This is a genomic window from Parabacteroides provencensis (assembly GCF_900232875.1).
Classification (GTDB): domain Bacteria; phylum Bacteroidota; class Bacteroidia; order Bacteroidales; family Tannerellaceae; genus Parabacteroides; species Parabacteroides chinchillae.
This window is the reverse complement of record NZ_LT960488.1, coordinates 603,064-619,192: the sequence shown is the minus strand read 5'-3', so window position 1 is coordinate 619,192 and position 16,129 is coordinate 603,064. Positions and strand designations below refer to the sequence as shown.

Sequence of the window (16,129 nt, the reverse complement as noted above, 5' to 3'; positions counted from 1 at the left end):
TTAATACGTAATAACAATGATTAAGCTAACAAACCTTGAGAAGATCTACCGTACAAAAGAGATAGAAACGGTAGCATTGGAAAATGTGAACCTTGAAGTACGCAACGGCGAATTTCTATCTATCATGGGCCCTTCGGGGTGCGGTAAGTCCACGTTGCTGAACATTATGGGGTTATTGGATGCGCCTACTTCGGGAACAGTAGAGATCAATGGAGTGAACACGGTTAACATGAACGACAAAGAACTGGCCGCTTTCCGCAACAAGCAACTGGGCTTTGTCTTCCAGTCGTTCCACCTTATCAACTCGCTCAATGTGCTCGATAATGTGGAGCTTCCCCTTCTCTACCGCAAAGTGTCCGCTTCGGAACGCAGGAAAGCGGCTGAGGCAGTACTCGAAAAGGTAGGCCTTTCGCACCGCATGCGCCACTTCCCCACTCAGCTCTCCGGCGGTCAGTGCCAGCGTGTGGCCATTGCCCGTGCAATTGTAGGTAATCCCGACATCATCCTTGCCGATGAACCGACCGGCAACCTGGACTCGAAGATGGGTATCGAAGTGATGGAACTGCTTCACCAACTCAATAAGGAAGACGGCCGCACCATTGTGATGGTAACCCACAACGAACAACAAGCGCAACAGACGTCCAGAACCATACGGTTCTTTGACGGACGCCAGGTACAGTAAATAATATTAAACACCGGCATAGCCGATAATACGAAGAATACCATGTACAAACTATACTTCAAGCAAGCCTGGCAGTTGATGGAACGGAACCGTTTCTTCAGCACTGTTTACATTATAGGAACAGGACTGGCTATATCCATGGTTATGGTCATGGCTGTTGTTTACCATATCCGTACAGCCAATATTGCGCCTGAGGTACACCGTGACAGGATGTGTTATTTGAATGGCCTGTCATACGTGCAAAGTAATATGAGCCGGAGCTCCTATAGCTACGGCTTACGAACAATAAAGGAATGCATATATCCGATGACAACGCCGGAAGCTGTTGCGATAAAGGTTGATCCGCTGCCTTTGCGGTATATCATAGGTGATAGCTATGCCCGGTTGCAGGGAGGGGATATTTCGCCTAAAGTAAACCTGATGGCAACCGACGATGGTTTCTGGCAGATATTCCGCTATCGTTTCCTGGCAGGCAAACCGTTTGATAAAGCGGCTGTTTCTTCTTCCCTCTCACGTGTTGTTGTGAACGAGAAGACTGCGCGTATGCTATTTGGGAAGACTGATGTAGTAAACGAAACGATTCTACTCAATGATGTTGAATATTCGGTATGCGGGGTGGTGGCAGATGTCTCAGCCGTTACGCCGGATGCTTATGCCGATGTTTGGGTTCCATACAGTAGCCTGCCTGCCTTATCGGAACTCTCCTCTATAGAGCAAAGAGCATCAATAGGGCCGTTTAGCGTATGTATATTGTTGCGCAACCCGGGTGATATGAAAGCATTTCGCGATGAATGGCAACGGCAGATAAAGCAATACAACACAATGTTGGTCGACGGACAATTGGAAGGAACGGAGCCTCTTCTCTATTTTCAGAACATGCTTTATTCGTTGTTTATGCAGGACTGGAAAAAGACCTTCTTCATGCTACTCATCATCCTTCTGCTGTTCCTGTTGGTCCCTGCGTTGAATCTGTCCGGGCTGAACACGTTCCATATACACGACCGTATTCCCGAATTAGGCGTCCGCAGGGCATTTGGCGCCCGCAAAGGTACACTCTTGATGCAGCTTCTCACCGAGAACCTCTTGTTGATGTTGCCGGGCGGCTTTGCCGGACTGCTATTCTCTTATTTGTTAGTTTGGTTATTACGCGGATTATTGCTGGGGTCGTTCGTTACGATGATGCTGTCCGGGGGAACAATGGATATGAGCCTTTCCCTGCCGATGCTTATTAATATGCAGGTGTTTGGCTATGCTTTTATGATTTGTCTGGTGTTGAACCTGCTGTCGTCGATAGTCCCTGCTTTCCGTGCCTTGCAGGTAAGCATAACGGACGCATTGACTAATACAGCTAATTAATAACGGGGGAGGAACTGTTTATGATACTACATATACTGAAACTGATTAAGGCAAACCTGTACAATAATTGCTGGGTGTTGGCCGAATTGCTGGTCGTGTTTATTGTGTTATGGTTTACTACCGACTATTTCCTTATGCGAGGCATACTGGCTAGCCGTCCGGTGGGATTCAATGTGGAAAATGTATACCGGGCAACAATATCCGTGCGTCCGCAGAACGCCCGGTCTTTTGTCAAATATGAAGCGGGAAGCGATGAACCCCGGCAGAATGTCTATCGCATCATAGAGAGGATAAAGGCTCATCCCGACGTAGAGGCCGTTTGTATGTCTTACGTAGCATTACCCTATACTTATGGTTGTTGGACCAGCCAGATTCATCACGATTCCACAAATGTTAATGTACGGTATTTGAATGTAAGCCCCGACTATTTTAAGGTGTTCGGCATCCACCTTCTTTCGGGAGGAAGCATGGAAGAACTTGCCCGGCGTCTACCGGAAGGAAAGGTAATATCTGCCACTACTGCAAAAGAGTTGTTCGGGCGGACGGATGTAGTAGGCAAGCGTTATTATGTGACAGATTCGATAAGCTACCCCATCGTAGCCGTGTCCGAACCCTTGCGTAACGACGAGTATGCAACAAGTGGCAACGTTCAGGTTTTTGAAATGTTGGACGACCGGTTCATGGAAACGTTGAACCTGAAGGAACACGATATGAATTCATTGGAGATCTGCTTTCGTACCCGTGCCGGAGTAAGCCCGTCCGGTTTTGCCGAGCGCTTTATGAAAGAAACGAAACGTTCGCTGACGGCAGGCAACTATTGGGTGTCCGACGTGGAGCCATATACCGAAATACGTTCCTCTTTCCTGGAATACTCGTTAGGATCGAGCGGGCAGAAGGTTTTATCTGTCATCTCCGGCTTCTTCCTTGTTAACGTATTTCTTGCAGTAATCGGAACCTTCTGGTTCCGTGTGAACCGGCGGCGTGCAGAGTTGGGGTTGCGCATGGCTGTAGGCTCTACCCGCCGCGGCATTTGCCGTTTAATGATAAACGAAGGATTGATGCTTTTGTTTCTGGCATCCTTGCCGGCTCTTTTTATCTGCGGTAATATAGCTTATATGGAAGTCCTGTCGGTAGATGTGCTGCCTGTCTCGGTCTGGCGTTTCGCTGTGGTAAGTATACTTACTTTGCTTGTCCTGGCACTCATCATCATCGGCGCCTGCTGGTATCCCTCGCGCTGTGCTTCGCGGATGGAGCCGGCGGATGCGCTTCACTATGAGTAACGGCCTCCACGGTGCATGACATTACTACCCCACGATGCGTGACATTACCACCCCGAATACCCTGGGCTTAGGCCTGCAGGCAATGCTCCCTAGCTAGGGGGAAGTTATCTCCCTACTTAGGGAGAACATTTCTCCTTACCTAGGGAGAATTTATCTCCCTACCTAGGGAGCATCGTTTGATACGGTAAAGGTAATCGATCCCATACGAGGCTTCTTGTACAACCGATAGCGGTAGTTGTATTGCGTGCATACGTTCAGTGTCCACTCTCCGGCCGTTAGCGGTAGGGGTGAGGCAAAGCATAATTCGCTGTCCGTGTTGATATAGAGCTTGTTGGAAGGGATGAGGCCGGTTTCGCCCGTTCCTTCACAGGTTAGATAAACGCCTACTTCGGGCAGGTCGCCCATTATCTTGAGGCGTTGGCCGTACACCCATAGCGGATCGTCGTAGCCGGCGGGGATGGGGGCGGGGGCGTGTTGGCCGGCTTGCTCCATCTGCATGATACTCTGGGCGGCTACATGAATGGGCCAGGGAGAATTGACGGCTCCCAGTTCGGACACCTCTCCGCGGATGTCTCCGGCCAACTGGCGGAGGCGGGGCGAGGGGCGTAGGACGGCGGTGCAGTGGTGGCGCTTCGGGTCGAAGCGGTCGTAGCAGCCGTTGAAACTGCCGTTTGCCGATATTTCCACCCTGCCCAGGTCGAAGTCTACATTGTAGCCACTTTCCAGGGCTTTGTATATCTCGTTCGTCATCAGGCGGTAGTTGCCGATAAGGGTTTCGGGCCGGCACCCGCAGCCATTATTGTGCAGCCGCTCGGCCAGTTCTTCAATATTGATAGACGGGCGTTGGGCTACATGCCCTTTGAACATCTCTTCCTGTCCGGGCAGGTTGCTTGGGCTCAGGCGGATATATACCTTTTGAGGTTTTGAACGGTGTTCCGAAGGTGGTAATGCTTTATCCATAATCTTTGTGTTTATATATGACATGAAAGCAAAGATACTTATTTTAACGACAGGCTGAGGCGTTACCTGTCCGCTTTTGGCAACACTGTCCGATAACGGACATATGGTGGAGGAAGCATGTGCTGTGAAACAGGCGGTTACTATCCTGGCATGCAATTTGTTTCTAAGGACTTCACAAGGAATAAACTCTAGTAAGATATGTATAAACAGTATTTCAAGCAAGTGATCGGCATGCTGGGGGAGAACCCGCTGCTTAGTATGATTTCCATTCTTGGCACGGCACTGGCCATTGCAATGATTATGGTGATAGTCATCGTTTATGAAGTGCGCAATGCTAACTATGAGCCGGAGACGAACCGCGACCGGATGCTCTATCTCAAAGCGGGTGTTTCCCGCAAAGCAACGGACGGGCATAACATCGATATGCTGGGCTATAAGGTGATTCGCGATGCGCTTTATCCACTCAATAGCGCCGAGGCCGTAACGGCTGTCTGCTCCCTATCCAAGCTGGTATCTGCTCCCGGCCGTACGGACGACTTTAAGTGTGATGTGAGCGGTACGGATGCCGCCTTTTGGAAGGTGTTCGGTTTTCGCTTCGTGGCCGGAAAGCCTTTTGATGCGGCGGATACGGAAAGCGGATTGCGGAAAGCTGTAGTGACGGACGATGTTGCACGCCGTCTTTACGGTACGTCCGATGTGGTGGGGCGGACGGTGCTGCTCAGTTTCGTTCCTTACACGGTATGTGGCGTGGTGCCGGCTGTGTCGCTGCTGGCCGAAGAGGCCTATGCTTCGGTGTGGGTGCCTTATACTTCGATCTATTCTAACCAAAGCCTCCTCAACACCGGCGGACAGGGGATAAACGGCGTGTTCCGTTGTTACATACTGGCACCTTCGGCCACAGATATGCCGGCCATAAAGGCAGAGGTGCAAAAGCGGGCGAAGGATTTCAATACAACGCTTACCGACGGCGTAACGTGGGACTTGGTGGGGCAACCGGATACGCATCTGGAGAAACTCTCACGCCCCCTTGTCAATGTTGCTCCTGATGTAAAAGGGATGCTGGTACGTTATTCCATCATCATAACGATCATGCTGCTCGTACCTGCTATCAATCTCTCGGGCATGACGCTTTCGAGGATGAGAAAGCGCATGGAGGAACTGGCCGTGCGTAAGGCATTTGGCGCCACCCGGCGCGAACTGATCGTGCAGGTACTGTATGAGAACATGGTGCTGACACTGATAGGCGGCACTGTTGGGGTGGCTTTTTCGTATCTGGCTGTGACCGTGTTGCGCAACTGGTTGCTCTCTACCCGTATGGCGGGCTTTAGCAGCGGCGAAACCTTGCTTAATGCCGAGATGTTACTCAACCCTTCGGTGTTTGTCTGCGCCTTCTTTTTCTGCCTGGCGCTTAACCTGCTGAGCGCCGGCATACCGGCCTGGTGTGTGTCCGGCCGGAATATTACCGAGTCATTAAAACAACAATAAAACTACGCATAGAGATGATAAAGCATGTATTAAGGATGATATGGAACCAGCGTGGCACGAATGCCTGGATAGGAGCCGAGCTGCTGCTTATCTCGGTGGTTCTGTGGTATGTGGTGGATTTCATGTATGCCACCTCCGTATTGCTGGCCAGCCCTACGGGTTTCGATATCGGCCATACCTATAAGGTAGAGTTTGAGAAGGTAGACGAGTTGAGTGAGGCTTACCTTACTCCGGAACAACATCGGTCAACTGATGCCGAAGACGTTCAGAAGGCGTTGGATCGTATCCGTACCTACCCCGGTGTGGAAAGTGTAAGTGTGTCGATGTGGGCGATGCCTTATTCGTTAGGCAACAGCTGGGCGCCACTGATTGTCGATACACTAAGCGCGCAGTCGCAGATTCGCTGCGGGACGCCGGATTTCTTCCGTGTCTTCCGCATTACGAACCGCCACGGGCAGCCGATTGCAATAAATCCGGGTGAAGAGTTGAAGTCCATCGTGCTGACGGAAGATGCTGCACGGGTGCTTTTCAATGATAAGGAGGCGATAGGCAAGGAGGTGAAGTCTCCCTTTGGCGATTCCGTCTTCCTGAAGGTGGCGGATGTGACGCCTCCCTATCGTCTGACCGAATATAAGAAGCCTAACCCGGGCGCCTTTCTCCTGGGTTCGGAGCAGGACTTGCTTGCGGATGAACCGGCATCCAACCTGGAGATATGCTTCCGGGTGGCCGAAGGTAAGGATAGCTCGGACTTTGTGCGCACCTTCCGAAAGCAAATGAAGGAGCCACTGCGCATCGGCAATCTCTATCTGATGGACATAAAGCCGGTGCGCGACATTGGTATTGCTTTCAACCGTGGCCGTGGCGACAGCAACGAGGTGAAGGAGTACGGAGCGATTGCTTTTTTCCTGCTGGTGAATATCTTTCTGGGAATACTGGGCACGTTCTGGTTTCGTACGCAAGGACGTAAGGGAGAGATGGGGCTGCGTGTTGCGTTGGGGGCTACGCCGTCACGCCTTCAGCAACTGCTCATTACGGAGGGGCTCGTCTTGCTGACGATTCCTTTCGCGGTAGCTATGCTTGTCGCTCTGAACATGACGTTGATGGAGATACCGAGTGTGGATAGGATGGATTTGTCTGTTTCACGCTTTCTCGCTACGGCAGTTATTACCTATGTTACGATGGCGCTTGTTATCGTCGTGGGTATCTGGTATCCGGCTCGCCAGGTCTCAAAGCTGGCGCCTGCCGAGTCTCTGCATTATGAATGATTTTATATCAGAAGGTCATCGACGCATACACTCCGTAATGCCCGTCTCCGGCGACGGGGCTTATGGAGAGGTTGTGCTTCCTGGCAAAAGGTCGGGTAAAGATGTAAGCACTGCCCGCACCAATGGCGGCTCCGGCGGCTACGTCCCACCAGTCGTGTTTCTTTCCATATACGCGGCTCCATCCGACGTAGGTAGATACCAGGTAGGCCGGCACGCCCCATTTCCAGCCGTAGCGACGTTGTATAAAGGCAGCTCCTGCAAACGATACGGAGGTGTGCATCGAGGGGAAGGAGTGCATGTCGCTCCTGTCCGGCCGTTCTTTCTTAACGATGTATTTCAGCGCGTAGGTAAGCCCTACGGTGGTTACTCCTGCCAGTGCTCCTTGTTTCAATCCCTGCCAGTCCTGCATGGCCAGTGTAGTTGCCAGACTGACCACAGGGGTAAGAAACACCAGTACGTCGCCTGATGTACGTACGGCTTTCCGGCTACCGCCGACTTCTATCTTTTGAGCGTTCACTCCACTGATAAGAAAGAGGAGGGTAAATAGGGTTATGATTGTTTGTTTCATAAGTTGTAGATGATATAGACTTCGTTATGTAACGGGGAATAGGGGATAATATTGCTTTACTATTACTACTTCTTCCGGCAAAAGGGTTAAGGCATCCCGATCATCTTGGGGACGAAGATGATTGCTCCTGCCACTGCTGCTGCTATTGCCGTAATCAACACAGCTCCTGCTGCCAGGTCTTTGGTGCGTTTGACCGCTTCATTGTATCCGGGAGAAACCAGATCGGCCAGGGCCTCGATGGACGAATTGACCGCTTCGGCAGCTAATACTGCCCCGATAACGATGCAGACCGCAATCCATTCCATGCGCGAAAGGTCGAAAAGGAATCCTGCGATGATTACGCATATTGCAGCAAAGCAATGAATCCAGGCATTGTGTTCTTTGGTTATCAGCAGGCGTATGCCGTTGAATGCGTACTTGAAACTCTGTAGCCTCTTATTGAATGTAAAACCGTCGTTCTTCATTTATTTGTTCTTTTAGGGTCATTCTTTACTCCAGATGCGTGTGTTCAAATCCAGTGCTTCGATGATGGAAACAAGGGATACTATTGTGTTGTACTCCTCCTGCAGCGTTTTCGTCTGGTTGACCGGACGCCGGATACTGGATTCGAAATGATCGCGGCTGCACTTCACCATGATAACCACTTTGGACTGGTAGAAACTGAACAGAAGGTCGTTGTCGAACTGTTCATCCAGCTTGATCATCCGCTCCATCATGGCTGGCGACAGGATATAGCGGGCTTCTACCTGATCGGTCGAAAAGACGTCGAAATGCTTTTCGAATACCGGGTCTTCCAGTTTAACCCTGTTGCCCATCATAAAGTTCAGGAAAGAGTTACGGTGTACAAGGGTGCGTGCGGCGAAGTCTTTGTTAAAATCGGCAATAAACATGAAGCCTTTGAACAGGGTAACCCATGTGGTAGTGGTCTGTCCTTTCGAGTTTGTGGTAGTATGCTTTTCTTCGGCATGCACTTCGGCAAAGCAGAAGGGGGTCTTTCCTATCTTTCCGCTAATCAGGTCTTCGCTATTGTAACGGTCGGGGGTGTTGAAAAGGCCGGTGCTGTTGAATTCGCTTTCAGACAGACCGGAATCGGGTTCGTATCTTCCGTTTTCAACTATTCCTTCTATCAGTTTCCCTATCAATTCTTTCTTATACTTCGGAGACAGGCGTTTGGAATGGCTGTTGAAGATGATCATTGTAGCCAGGATGGTAAGTAAAAACCCGAAAAACACCCCGGGGCCGGGCGCAGATGTTGCAATCAGTGAGATAATTACTGCTATCAGGATAATACAGCATCCCCAGACAGCACTTTTCTTTTTGGCATCGGTAAGCAGGGCGATACGGGTTTCTTCCAGTTCGCGGATAACCGGAGCCAACCTGTTCATGATTTCTTCAAAAGATAGGATATTATTCATGATTGTATGTATAAACTTTTTTGCGGGAGAACTTAAACAAGCCTGCTATCAGGTTGGAAGGAAAGCTTTCTACTTTATTGTTGTAGTCGGTTACGGCAGCATTGTAGGCACGGCGTGCGGCAGAGAGCTGTTCTTCCGTTTCGTTGATGGCACGTTGCAACTGCATAAAGTTATCGGAAGCTTTCAGTTCGGGGTAGCTTTCGGCTATGATCATGAGCTTTTCGCTGGCCTGACCGAACGATTTGTCCAGTTCCATTTTATCACTGTCCGACATATCCGCATAATTTTTGCTTCTTGTTTCGGCAATCTGTGCAAATAGTTCTTTCTCGTGGGCGGCGTATTGCTTGACTACGGTGACGAGGCTGGGTATCAGGTCGTAGCGTTTTTTTAGCATTACATCGATAGTAGCGAATGCGTTTTCAGCTTGATTTCTTTTGCCGATCAAGGAGTTATATATGAAGGTACAAATGAGTACGACTACAATAGTACATAATATGGAGAGTGTTGTTGCCGACATGGTGAATTGTTTTATTTGAATGCCGGGCAAAGATATATAATTCCTGATGATTTCAAAAACGAACACAGTGTCCGTTTCCGAACAGTGCATTGATTAGTACAATTCAGATTATCAATAGGGTACGTTTTTGGCATAGCTTTTGCCTTGTATGTGGCAAAAACGGATACGAGCATGAAAAAGGTTTATATTGCTATTGCCTGCTTATTGGTTGACATAGCTTGTTTGCGGGCAGAAGATAATACACATATAGTGAGGCTTACGTTGAAAGATGCTATTACTATTGCCCAGATTCAGTCTGTTGATGCTGCTGTTGCATTAAACGAGTTGCGTACGGCTTATTGGGAATATCGTACGCACCGTGCAGACCAGCTTCCTGAAGTAATGTTTACCGGTACGCTGCCTTCTTATAATAAGAAATATAGTAAATATCAGCAATCGGACGGTGCTTATACATACGTACAGGATAATTCGTTGGGATTGACCGGAGAACTTGCCATCGAACAGAATATAGCCTTGACAGGCGGTAAGATATCATTGAATACATCACTGGACTTTACACGCCAGCTAGGCACCGGAGCTTATAACGAATATATGAGTGTGCCGGTTGGTTTGACCTTGACCCAGCCTATTTTCGGGGTGAATGATCAAAAATGGAAACGTCGTATCGAGCCTGTGCGCTATCAGGAGGCAAAAGCATCTTATATTGAGAGCGTAGAGAAAGTTACGCTTACCACGATTAACAACTTCTTTAGTCTTTTGCTTGCCCAGGAGAATATGCATATAGCACAGCAAAATCTTGAAAATGCCAATAAGTTGTATGATATTGCTGTGGCGAAACGTAAGATAGGACATATCTCGGAAAGCGAATTAATGCGTTTGAAGCAATCGGCTTTGCAGGCAAAAGGACTGCTTACCGAAGCACAATCCGGTTTTAATGCAAATATGTTCCAGCTTCGTTCTTTTCTGGCTTTGAGCGAACAAGATATAGTGGTTCCGGTAGTACCCGAAACTGTGCCGGGCGTGCGGATGGATTATCATGAAGTATTGGAAAAGGCTCAGGAAAATAACTCTCTGGCAAAGAATATTCTTCGTCGCCAGCTAGAGGCTGACTATGATGTAGCTACAGCTAAAGGAAATCGCCGTAGCATTAACCTGTTTGCTTCCATCGGATATACAGGAAAAGACCATACGATGGGGGCTGCCTATAACCATTTAAAAGATAACCAGATTGTGGAAGTTGGAGTAACTATTCCTCTTCTCGACTGGGGAAAACGGAAGGGAAAGGTAAAAGTAGCCGAGTCTAACCGCGAGGTCGTTTTATCTAAGACGCGGCAGGAGCAGATGAATTTTAATCAGAATGTCTTCTTATTGGTTGAGAACTTTAATAACCAGGCTGCCCAGCTTGAAATAGCAGCAGAGGTAGATACACTGGCCGGCAAACGGTATAAAACTTCGATAGAGACTTTTATGATCGGCAAGATAGACATTCTCGATTTGAATGATGCGCAGAGTTCAAAAGATAATGCGCGCCAGAAGCATATCCAGGAGCTGTATAACTACTGGTATTATTTTTACAACATCCGTAGTATGACGTTGTACGACTTTATTAACAGGCATAATCTGGATGCCGACTTTGAGGAAATCGTAAAGAGGAGTTAAGCAGTCGGGAATATTAGAAGTTAAAGTAGTTAAGTAGTTAAGAATAGAGAAAGAAGTATTCTACTTAATTACTAAGCTAAGCGATATTAAATAATTAAAATTACCTTTGTAATCAAATACAGAAGAGTTTATGATATTGATTATAGATGATGACGCCGTGGTACGTTCCTCGCTGACTTTTTTGTTGAAACGTGCAGGCTATGAGACGGAAGCTGTGCCGGGTCCGAAAGAGGCTTTGGCGATTGTGCGTGCAACAGCTCCCCGGCTTATACTGATGGATATGAATTTTACCATGACTACGACAGGTGAGGAGGGCATACAACTCCTGAAGCAAGTAAAAATCTTCCGCCCCGATGTACCTGTAATATTGATGACGGCTTGGGGATCAATTTCACTGGCCGTACAGGGAATGCAGGCTGGGGCATTCGATTTTATTACGAAGCCGTGGAACAACCTGGTGCTTCTGAAATCTATTAATACGGCTTTGGAACTTTGCGAACAGAAAACGGAGAAGAAGGAGCCTCTTAACCGTACGGATGCTGATAATAAATTTCATTTTGATAAGATTATAGGACAAAGCACTGCCTTGATGGATGTGCTGGGAACAGTTTCACGTATAGCTCCTACCAATGCATCGGTATTGATTACCGGGGAAAGCGGTACTGGTAAAGAGCTGATAGCGGAAGCGATTCATGCCAATAGTCCGCGTGCTAAGGAAGCATTTGTGAAAGTGAACTTGGGAGGTCTTTCGCAAAGCCTTTTTGAAAGTGAAATGTTCGGGCATAAGAAAGGGGCTTTTACAGATGCCTATATTGACCGCACCGGACGTTTTGAGATGGCTAACAAAGGTACGATATTTCTTGATGAAATAGGTGACCTGGAGTTGTCTTGCCAGGTAAAGTTGCTTCGTGTGTTGCAAGACCAGACATTTGAAGTATTGGGCGATAGCCGTCCCCGGAAAGTCGATATCCGCGTAGTAAGCGCCACTAATTGCAGTCTCCCCGAAATGGTGGCGGCACGTACATTCAGAGAAGATCTGTTTTACCGTATAAATTTGATTACTGTTCATCTGCCTGCCTTACGTGAGCGCAGGGAAGATATACCTTTGCTAGCCCGTTATTTCGCAGACAGACAATCGGAGATGAATGGTCTGGCTAATGTTCGGTTTTCTTCGGAAGCTTTGACTTATTTACAACGTTTGCCCTATCCGGGTAATATCCGGGAACTGAAAAATCTGGTTGAACGTACTATGCTGGTGTCGGGTAAATCTGTTATAGATGTGTCCGATTTTGAAGGACAATGCCATAATGTTATGGAAACAAAGCGCTCTATCCCTACTTCTTTTGAAGGTCTTACCCTGGATGAATTGGAAAAGCAAACTATACTTCAGGCACTGGAAACGCATAACGGCAATCTTTCTCATGTGGCAACGGCTTTGGGTATTAGCAGGGCGGCTTTGTATCGCCGGTTGGAAAAATATGATATTCCTGTCGATAAATAGTTGAGATCATAGGATGAGAGTAAAAGGACTGTTCTGGGTATTTACTGTTTTATTGCTGGTTATATTGGCAATACTGACCTATTTTGTCTTTTTCTCATATTCCAAACCGATGTTTTTCTTCGTAGAAGGCTTGGTTGTCCTTACTGTTGTATACATGTTCGTTTTCTATCGTCGTATTATCAGGCCGTTGCACACGATAGGAAACGGTATGGAATTATTGAAGGAGCAGGACTTTAGTTCACGGTTGAGCCGTGTAGGGCAGACAGAAGCCGATCGTGTAGTAGATGTTTTCAACAAGATGATGGAACAATTAAAGAATGAACGGCTGCACCTTCGCGAACAAAACCATTTTCTGGATTTATTGATCAATGCCTCGCCTATGGGCGTTGTCATATTAAACTTGGATCGCGAAGTTTTGTCCGTTAATCCGGCTGCATGTAAGATATTTGGAGCATACACATCATTGGAGCTGGTTGGAAAAAAGTTGTCGGAAATAGATACCCCTTTGGCTTCGGAGCTATTGCAAATTCCGTTGTATGATTCCCAAACTGTTCGGCTGAATGATGCTAATATCTATAAATGTACTCATTCTTCGTTTGTAGACAGAGGCTTTCATCATCCGTTCTATCTGGTGGAAACACTTACGCAGGAAGTGTTTAAGGCCGAAAAGAAAGCGTATGAGAAGGTGATTCGTATGATAGCTCACGAAGTGAATAATACCACTGCAGGTATTACCTCTACATTGGATACGTTACAGTCTGCCATTGACGGAATGGATAATATGTCTGAAGTCGGCGAAGTGTTGCAGGTTTCCATGGATCGTTGTTATAGTATGAGCCGGTTTATAACCAATTTTGCGGACGTTGTGCGTATACCGGAGCCGCAGTTACAGCCGGTACAGTTAAATGAAGTAGTTAGTTATTGCAAGCGTTTTATGGAAATGATCTGCCAGAATCGTAATATACGGATCAGGATGGAGCTATCGGAAGTATCTCCGGTTGCCGATTTAGACCCTTCCCTTTTTGAACAGGTATTAGTAAATATCATAAAAAATGCTGCCGAATCTATAGAACAAGATGGTGAAATCTATATCACTACATCCGGCTCTCCGGTTTGCCTGGAAATAGCCGACACCGGTAAAGGTATCGACAAAGAGACGGAAACGAAACTGTTCAGTCCATTCTTTTCTACTAAACCTAACGGGCAGGGTATCGGTCTTATTTTTATTCGTGAGGTACTTTTAAAGCATAATTGTACATTCTCTTTGCGGACATATTCCGATGGACTCACAAGGTTTAAGATTTTGTTCGGATAACACAGGTTATCGATTTATAGCTCTTCTTCTTCGGGTAATATACCAATTTCGGGCAAAATAGCACGGGCCTCCCGATCGTTTAATGTGTCAACATCTTTTAATTTACGCTGGATAGCACGGGTACGCGTACCCAATACTTCTTCTATTTGTCCACTGGCTGTCTGGAGGTTCTTTTGTGCTTTTTCAAGCATGCCACCTACTTTTTCAAATTCTTTTTTTACCGCCCCTAAAATAGTCCAAACTTCTCCGGAATGCTTTTGTATGGCTAATGTACGGAATCCCATTTGGAGGCTGTTTAATATGGCGGCAAGTGTGGTGGGACCAGTAACTACGACTTTGTAGTCTCTTTGCAATTCTTCTAATAACGCCGAACGGCGAACCACTTCTGCATATATGCCTTCAAATGGAAGGAACATTATGCCGAAATCTGTAGTAGCCGGAGGGGCAAGGTATTTATCTGAAATATCTTTAGCCATTTTCTTTATGGTTGTTTCCAATAATTTGCCTGCCGTATCGATTGCCTGCGTATCGGAACTGTCGTATGCATTGAGAAGTTGCTCGTAAATATCTTTTGGAAATTTGGCATCTATCGGTAGGTAAACAAATTCGCGCACATCATCTCTGCCCGGTAATTTAACTGCAAATTCAACAACAGCATCAGATCCCTTGCGCGTTCGTACATTCGCTTCGTATTGCTCAGGTGCCAAAATTTGTTCCAGTAACATACTTAATTGTATTTCTCCTATATTCCCCCGGGTCTTTACGTTACTTAATACGCGTTTTAGTCCGCCTACATCTTGTGCCAGTGTCTGCATTTCTCCCAATCCTTTCTGAACATTTTCCAACTGTTCGGTTACAAGACGAAATGATTGGCCGATGCGGTCGTTTAGTGTTTTTTGTAGTTTTTCATCTACGGTGATACGGATTTCTTCCAATCTTTTTTCCGTATTATCTACCAGTTGACGCTGTCGTTCGTCGAGAGCTGAGAATTTTTCTCGTTGAAGGTTGTTGAACGAGGCAATACCTCGTTCAAAGGTTTCCCTGAATTCGTTCACGGAACGGGCAAGTTCTTCCCGGTTGTCTCGCGAAACCAGCCGGCTTTCTTCCCTGTTTAGCCTGAAGTCTTCCCTGAAGTTCTTTTCTATACGTTCAAATGAGCGTTGCATTTCGTTAAGCAGCTTTTCCAATTCTTCGTTTTTTTCTTTTAGCTGCTTTGGTCGCAGAAGTATTTGAATGACTATAATTACTAATATTCCACAGATGATTAACCAATCCATTTTTATTTAATTTAGAGCTCAAAGATAAAAAAACTATAATAAGAAAGGTTGATTAAAATAAGTTAAACGGTGAAACAAAAGCTAATTTCTATTGTTTCGTATAAACAAAGCTGCTTATCTTTGTAAGCAGTTTTAGGAGTGATCATAAAACTACATAAAAATGGCAAAAGTAACGTTAAAAGGTAATGAGGTCCATACAAATGGAACATTACCGGTTGTCGGAGCAGAGGCTCCGGACTTTAAAGGTGTGAAGAGTGATTTAACGGAATTATCGTTAAGCGACCTTAAAGGAAAGAAGGTTGTAATAAACATATTTCCGAGTTTAGATACTGCGGTATGTGCTACTTCTGTAAGGAAGTTCAATAAAGAAGCCGCATCTCTTCCAAACACTATGGTTTTGGCAGTTTCGAAAGATTTACCATTTGCGCAAGGACGTTTCTGTACTACGGAAGGCATTGATAAGGTTATACCGTTATCTATGTTCCGTTGTTCTTGTTTTGAAGATAAGTACGGGATGCTTCTGATTGATGGCCCGCTAAAAGGTTTATTAGCCCGTGGCGTGGTTGTTGTAGACGAAGCTGGTAAGGTTGTATATACGGAATTGGTTCCTGAAATTACAACTGAGCCGAATTATGAAGCGGCAATAGCTGCTTTGAAATAAAAATTGATTATTGTTTTTCATTGGTTAAAGTTAAGGGTTAGTGTAGGAGACCGTCGGATGTGAATCCTGCGGTCTTCGTTTTTTATGTAAGAATAGCCTCAATCAAATTTTCTTTAATACGGATGCTGAGGAAAAAAGGATGGCGACTAAATTAATTGGGGTAGGTATGTAAATGCAAAAAGGTAGGC

General features: G+C 46.6%; 15 protein-coding genes. 9 read left to right on the top strand and 6 right to left on the bottom strand.

Annotation, left to right across the window (positions count from 1 at the left end; translation table 11 throughout):
* The first annotated feature begins 16 nt into the window (after positions 1-16).
* Genes CTY47_RS02670 through CTY47_RS02660 form a run of 3 tightly spaced genes read left to right on the top strand, consistent with a single transcriptional unit; the run spans position 17 to position 3,318 of the window.
* Entirely contained in the window at positions 17-682 is a 666-nt protein-coding gene (locus CTY47_RS02670; protein ID WP_099463293.1) for an ABC transporter ATP-binding protein, read from the top strand.
* A gap of 42 nt (positions 683-724) precedes the next feature.
* Complete coding sequence (locus CTY47_RS02665) at positions 725-2,038, top strand: ABC transporter permease (RefSeq protein WP_099463292.1); 1,314 nt, start codon at positions 725-727, stop codon at positions 2,036-2,038.
* 20 nt (positions 2,039-2,058) lie between these two features.
* A complete protein-coding gene (locus CTY47_RS02660) occupies positions 2,059-3,318 on the top strand; it encodes an ABC transporter permease (protein WP_099463291.1) in 1,260 nt (419 codons plus the stop codon).
* 162 nt (positions 3,319-3,480) lie between these two features.
* On the opposite strand, the gene CTY47_RS02655 is transcribed toward CTY47_RS02660, so the two are convergent.
* A complete protein-coding gene (locus tag CTY47_RS02655; protein ID WP_143813321.1) occupies positions 3,481-4,434 on the bottom strand; it encodes a DNA-binding domain-containing protein in 954 nt (317 codons plus the stop codon).
* Positions 4,435-4,476: 42 nt separating this feature from the next.
* Here CTY47_RS02655 and CTY47_RS02650 point away from each other — a divergent pair, with 42 nt between their 5' ends.
* Both CTY47_RS02650 and CTY47_RS02645 read left to right on the top strand, forming a co-directional pair.
* Entirely contained in the window at positions 4,477-5,763 is a 1,287-nt protein-coding gene (locus CTY47_RS02650) for an ABC transporter permease (protein WP_099463289.1), read from the top strand.
* Between the two features lie 14 nt (positions 5,764-5,777).
* Positions 5,778-7,028 (top strand): ABC transporter permease, encoded by a 1,251-nt coding sequence (locus CTY47_RS02645; protein WP_099463288.1) that lies wholly within the window; start codon positions 5,778-5,780, stop codon positions 7,026-7,028.
* A 7-nt stretch (positions 7,029-7,035) separates the two neighbouring features.
* On the opposite strand, the gene CTY47_RS02640 is transcribed toward CTY47_RS02645, so the two are convergent.
* The 4 genes from CTY47_RS02640 to CTY47_RS02625 form a co-directional block, all read right to left on the bottom strand.
* Positions 7,036-7,596 carry a phosphatase PAP2 family protein gene (locus CTY47_RS02640; RefSeq protein ID WP_099463287.1) on the bottom strand — a complete coding sequence of 187 codons (561 nt, stop codon included), beginning with the start codon at positions 7,594-7,596 and terminating at the stop codon, positions 7,036-7,038.
* Positions 7,597-7,682: 86 nt separating this feature from the next.
* The gene (locus tag CTY47_RS02635) at positions 7,683-8,060 is read right to left on the bottom strand and encodes a diacylglycerol kinase family protein (RefSeq protein ID WP_099463286.1); all 378 of its coding nucleotides are present in this window, start codon (positions 8,058-8,060) and stop codon (positions 7,683-7,685) included.
* An 18-nt stretch (positions 8,061-8,078) separates the two neighbouring features.
* Positions 8,079-9,011 (bottom strand): DUF3137 domain-containing protein, encoded by a 933-nt coding sequence (locus CTY47_RS02630; RefSeq protein ID WP_099463285.1) that lies wholly within the window; start codon positions 9,009-9,011, stop codon positions 8,079-8,081.
* Positions 9,004-9,528, bottom strand: a complete 525-nt coding sequence (locus CTY47_RS02625; RefSeq protein WP_199163385.1) for a LemA family protein — start codon at positions 9,526-9,528, stop codon at positions 9,004-9,006. Before CTY47_RS02625 ends, CTY47_RS02630 begins: the two co-directional genes overlap by 8 nt.
* Positions 9,529-9,699: 171 nt before the next feature.
* Here CTY47_RS02625 and CTY47_RS02620 point away from each other — a divergent pair, with 171 nt between their 5' ends.
* From CTY47_RS02620 to CTY47_RS02610, 3 genes are all read left to right on the top strand, one after another.
* Entirely contained in the window at positions 9,700-11,187 is a 1,488-nt protein-coding gene (locus tag CTY47_RS02620; RefSeq protein WP_099463284.1) for a TolC family protein, read from the top strand.
* 130 nt (positions 11,188-11,317) lie between these two features.
* Positions 11,318-12,688 carry a sigma-54-dependent transcriptional regulator gene (locus CTY47_RS02615; protein ID WP_099463283.1) on the top strand — a complete coding sequence of 457 codons (1,371 nt, stop codon included), beginning with the start codon at positions 11,318-11,320 and terminating at the stop codon, positions 12,686-12,688.
* Positions 12,689-12,701: 13 nt separating this feature from the next.
* Positions 12,702-14,003 (top strand): sensor histidine kinase, encoded by a 1,302-nt coding sequence (locus CTY47_RS02610; protein WP_099463282.1) that lies wholly within the window; start codon positions 12,702-12,704, stop codon positions 14,001-14,003.
* Between the two features lie 14 nt (positions 14,004-14,017).
* On the opposite strand, the gene rmuC is transcribed toward CTY47_RS02610, so the two are convergent.
* Entirely contained in the window at positions 14,018-15,280 is a 1,263-nt protein-coding gene (gene rmuC, locus CTY47_RS02605; RefSeq protein ID WP_099463281.1) for a DNA recombination protein RmuC, read from the bottom strand.
* A 160-nt stretch (positions 15,281-15,440) separates the two neighbouring features.
* Here rmuC and tpx point away from each other — a divergent pair, with 160 nt between their 5' ends.
* Positions 15,441-15,941, top strand: coding sequence for a thiol peroxidase (tpx, locus tag CTY47_RS02600; protein ID WP_099463280.1), 501 nt, complete (start codon positions 15,441-15,443; stop codon positions 15,939-15,941).
* Positions 15,942-16,129 lie beyond the last annotated feature (188 nt).

What these genes read in the sequence shown, in the direction of transcription:
- CTY47_RS02670 (WP_099463293.1), top strand. Translation starts at nt 17, where the DNA reads ATGATTAAGCTAACAAACCTTGAGAAGATCTACCGTACAAAAGAGATA.
- CTY47_RS02665 (WP_099463292.1), top strand. Translation starts at nt 725, where the DNA reads ATGTACAAACTATACTTCAAGCAAGCCTGGCAGTTGATGGAACGGAAC.
- CTY47_RS02660 (WP_099463291.1), top strand. Translation starts at nt 2,059, where the DNA reads ATGATACTACATATACTGAAACTGATTAAGGCAAACCTGTACAATAAT.
- CTY47_RS02650 (WP_099463289.1), top strand. Translation starts at nt 4,477, where the DNA reads ATGTATAAACAGTATTTCAAGCAAGTGATCGGCATGCTGGGGGAGAAC.
- CTY47_RS02645 (WP_099463288.1), top strand. Translation starts at nt 5,778, where the DNA reads ATGATAAAGCATGTATTAAGGATGATATGGAACCAGCGTGGCACGAAT.
- CTY47_RS02640 (WP_099463287.1), bottom strand. Translation starts at nt 7,596, where the DNA reads ATGAAACAAACAATCATAACCCTATTTACCCTCCTCTTTCTTATCAGT.
- CTY47_RS02635 (WP_099463286.1), bottom strand. Translation starts at nt 8,060, where the DNA reads ATGAAGAACGACGGTTTTACATTCAATAAGAGGCTACAGAGTTTCAAG.
- CTY47_RS02630 (WP_099463285.1), bottom strand. Translation starts at nt 9,011, where the DNA reads ATGAATAATATCCTATCTTTTGAAGAAATCATGAACAGGTTGGCTCCG.
- CTY47_RS02625 (WP_199163385.1), bottom strand. Translation starts at nt 9,528, where the DNA reads ATGTCGGCAACAACACTCTCCATATTATGTACTATTGTAGTCGTACTC.
- CTY47_RS02620 (WP_099463284.1), top strand. Translation starts at nt 9,700, where the DNA reads ATGAAAAAGGTTTATATTGCTATTGCCTGCTTATTGGTTGACATAGCT.
- CTY47_RS02615 (WP_099463283.1), top strand. Translation starts at nt 11,318, where the DNA reads ATGATATTGATTATAGATGATGACGCCGTGGTACGTTCCTCGCTGACT.
- CTY47_RS02610 (WP_099463282.1), top strand. Translation starts at nt 12,702, where the DNA reads ATGAGAGTAAAAGGACTGTTCTGGGTATTTACTGTTTTATTGCTGGTT.
- rmuC (WP_099463281.1), bottom strand. Translation starts at nt 15,280, where the DNA reads ATGGATTGGTTAATCATCTGTGGAATATTAGTAATTATAGTCATTCAA.
- tpx (WP_099463280.1), top strand. Translation starts at nt 15,441, where the DNA reads ATGGCAAAAGTAACGTTAAAAGGTAATGAGGTCCATACAAATGGAACA.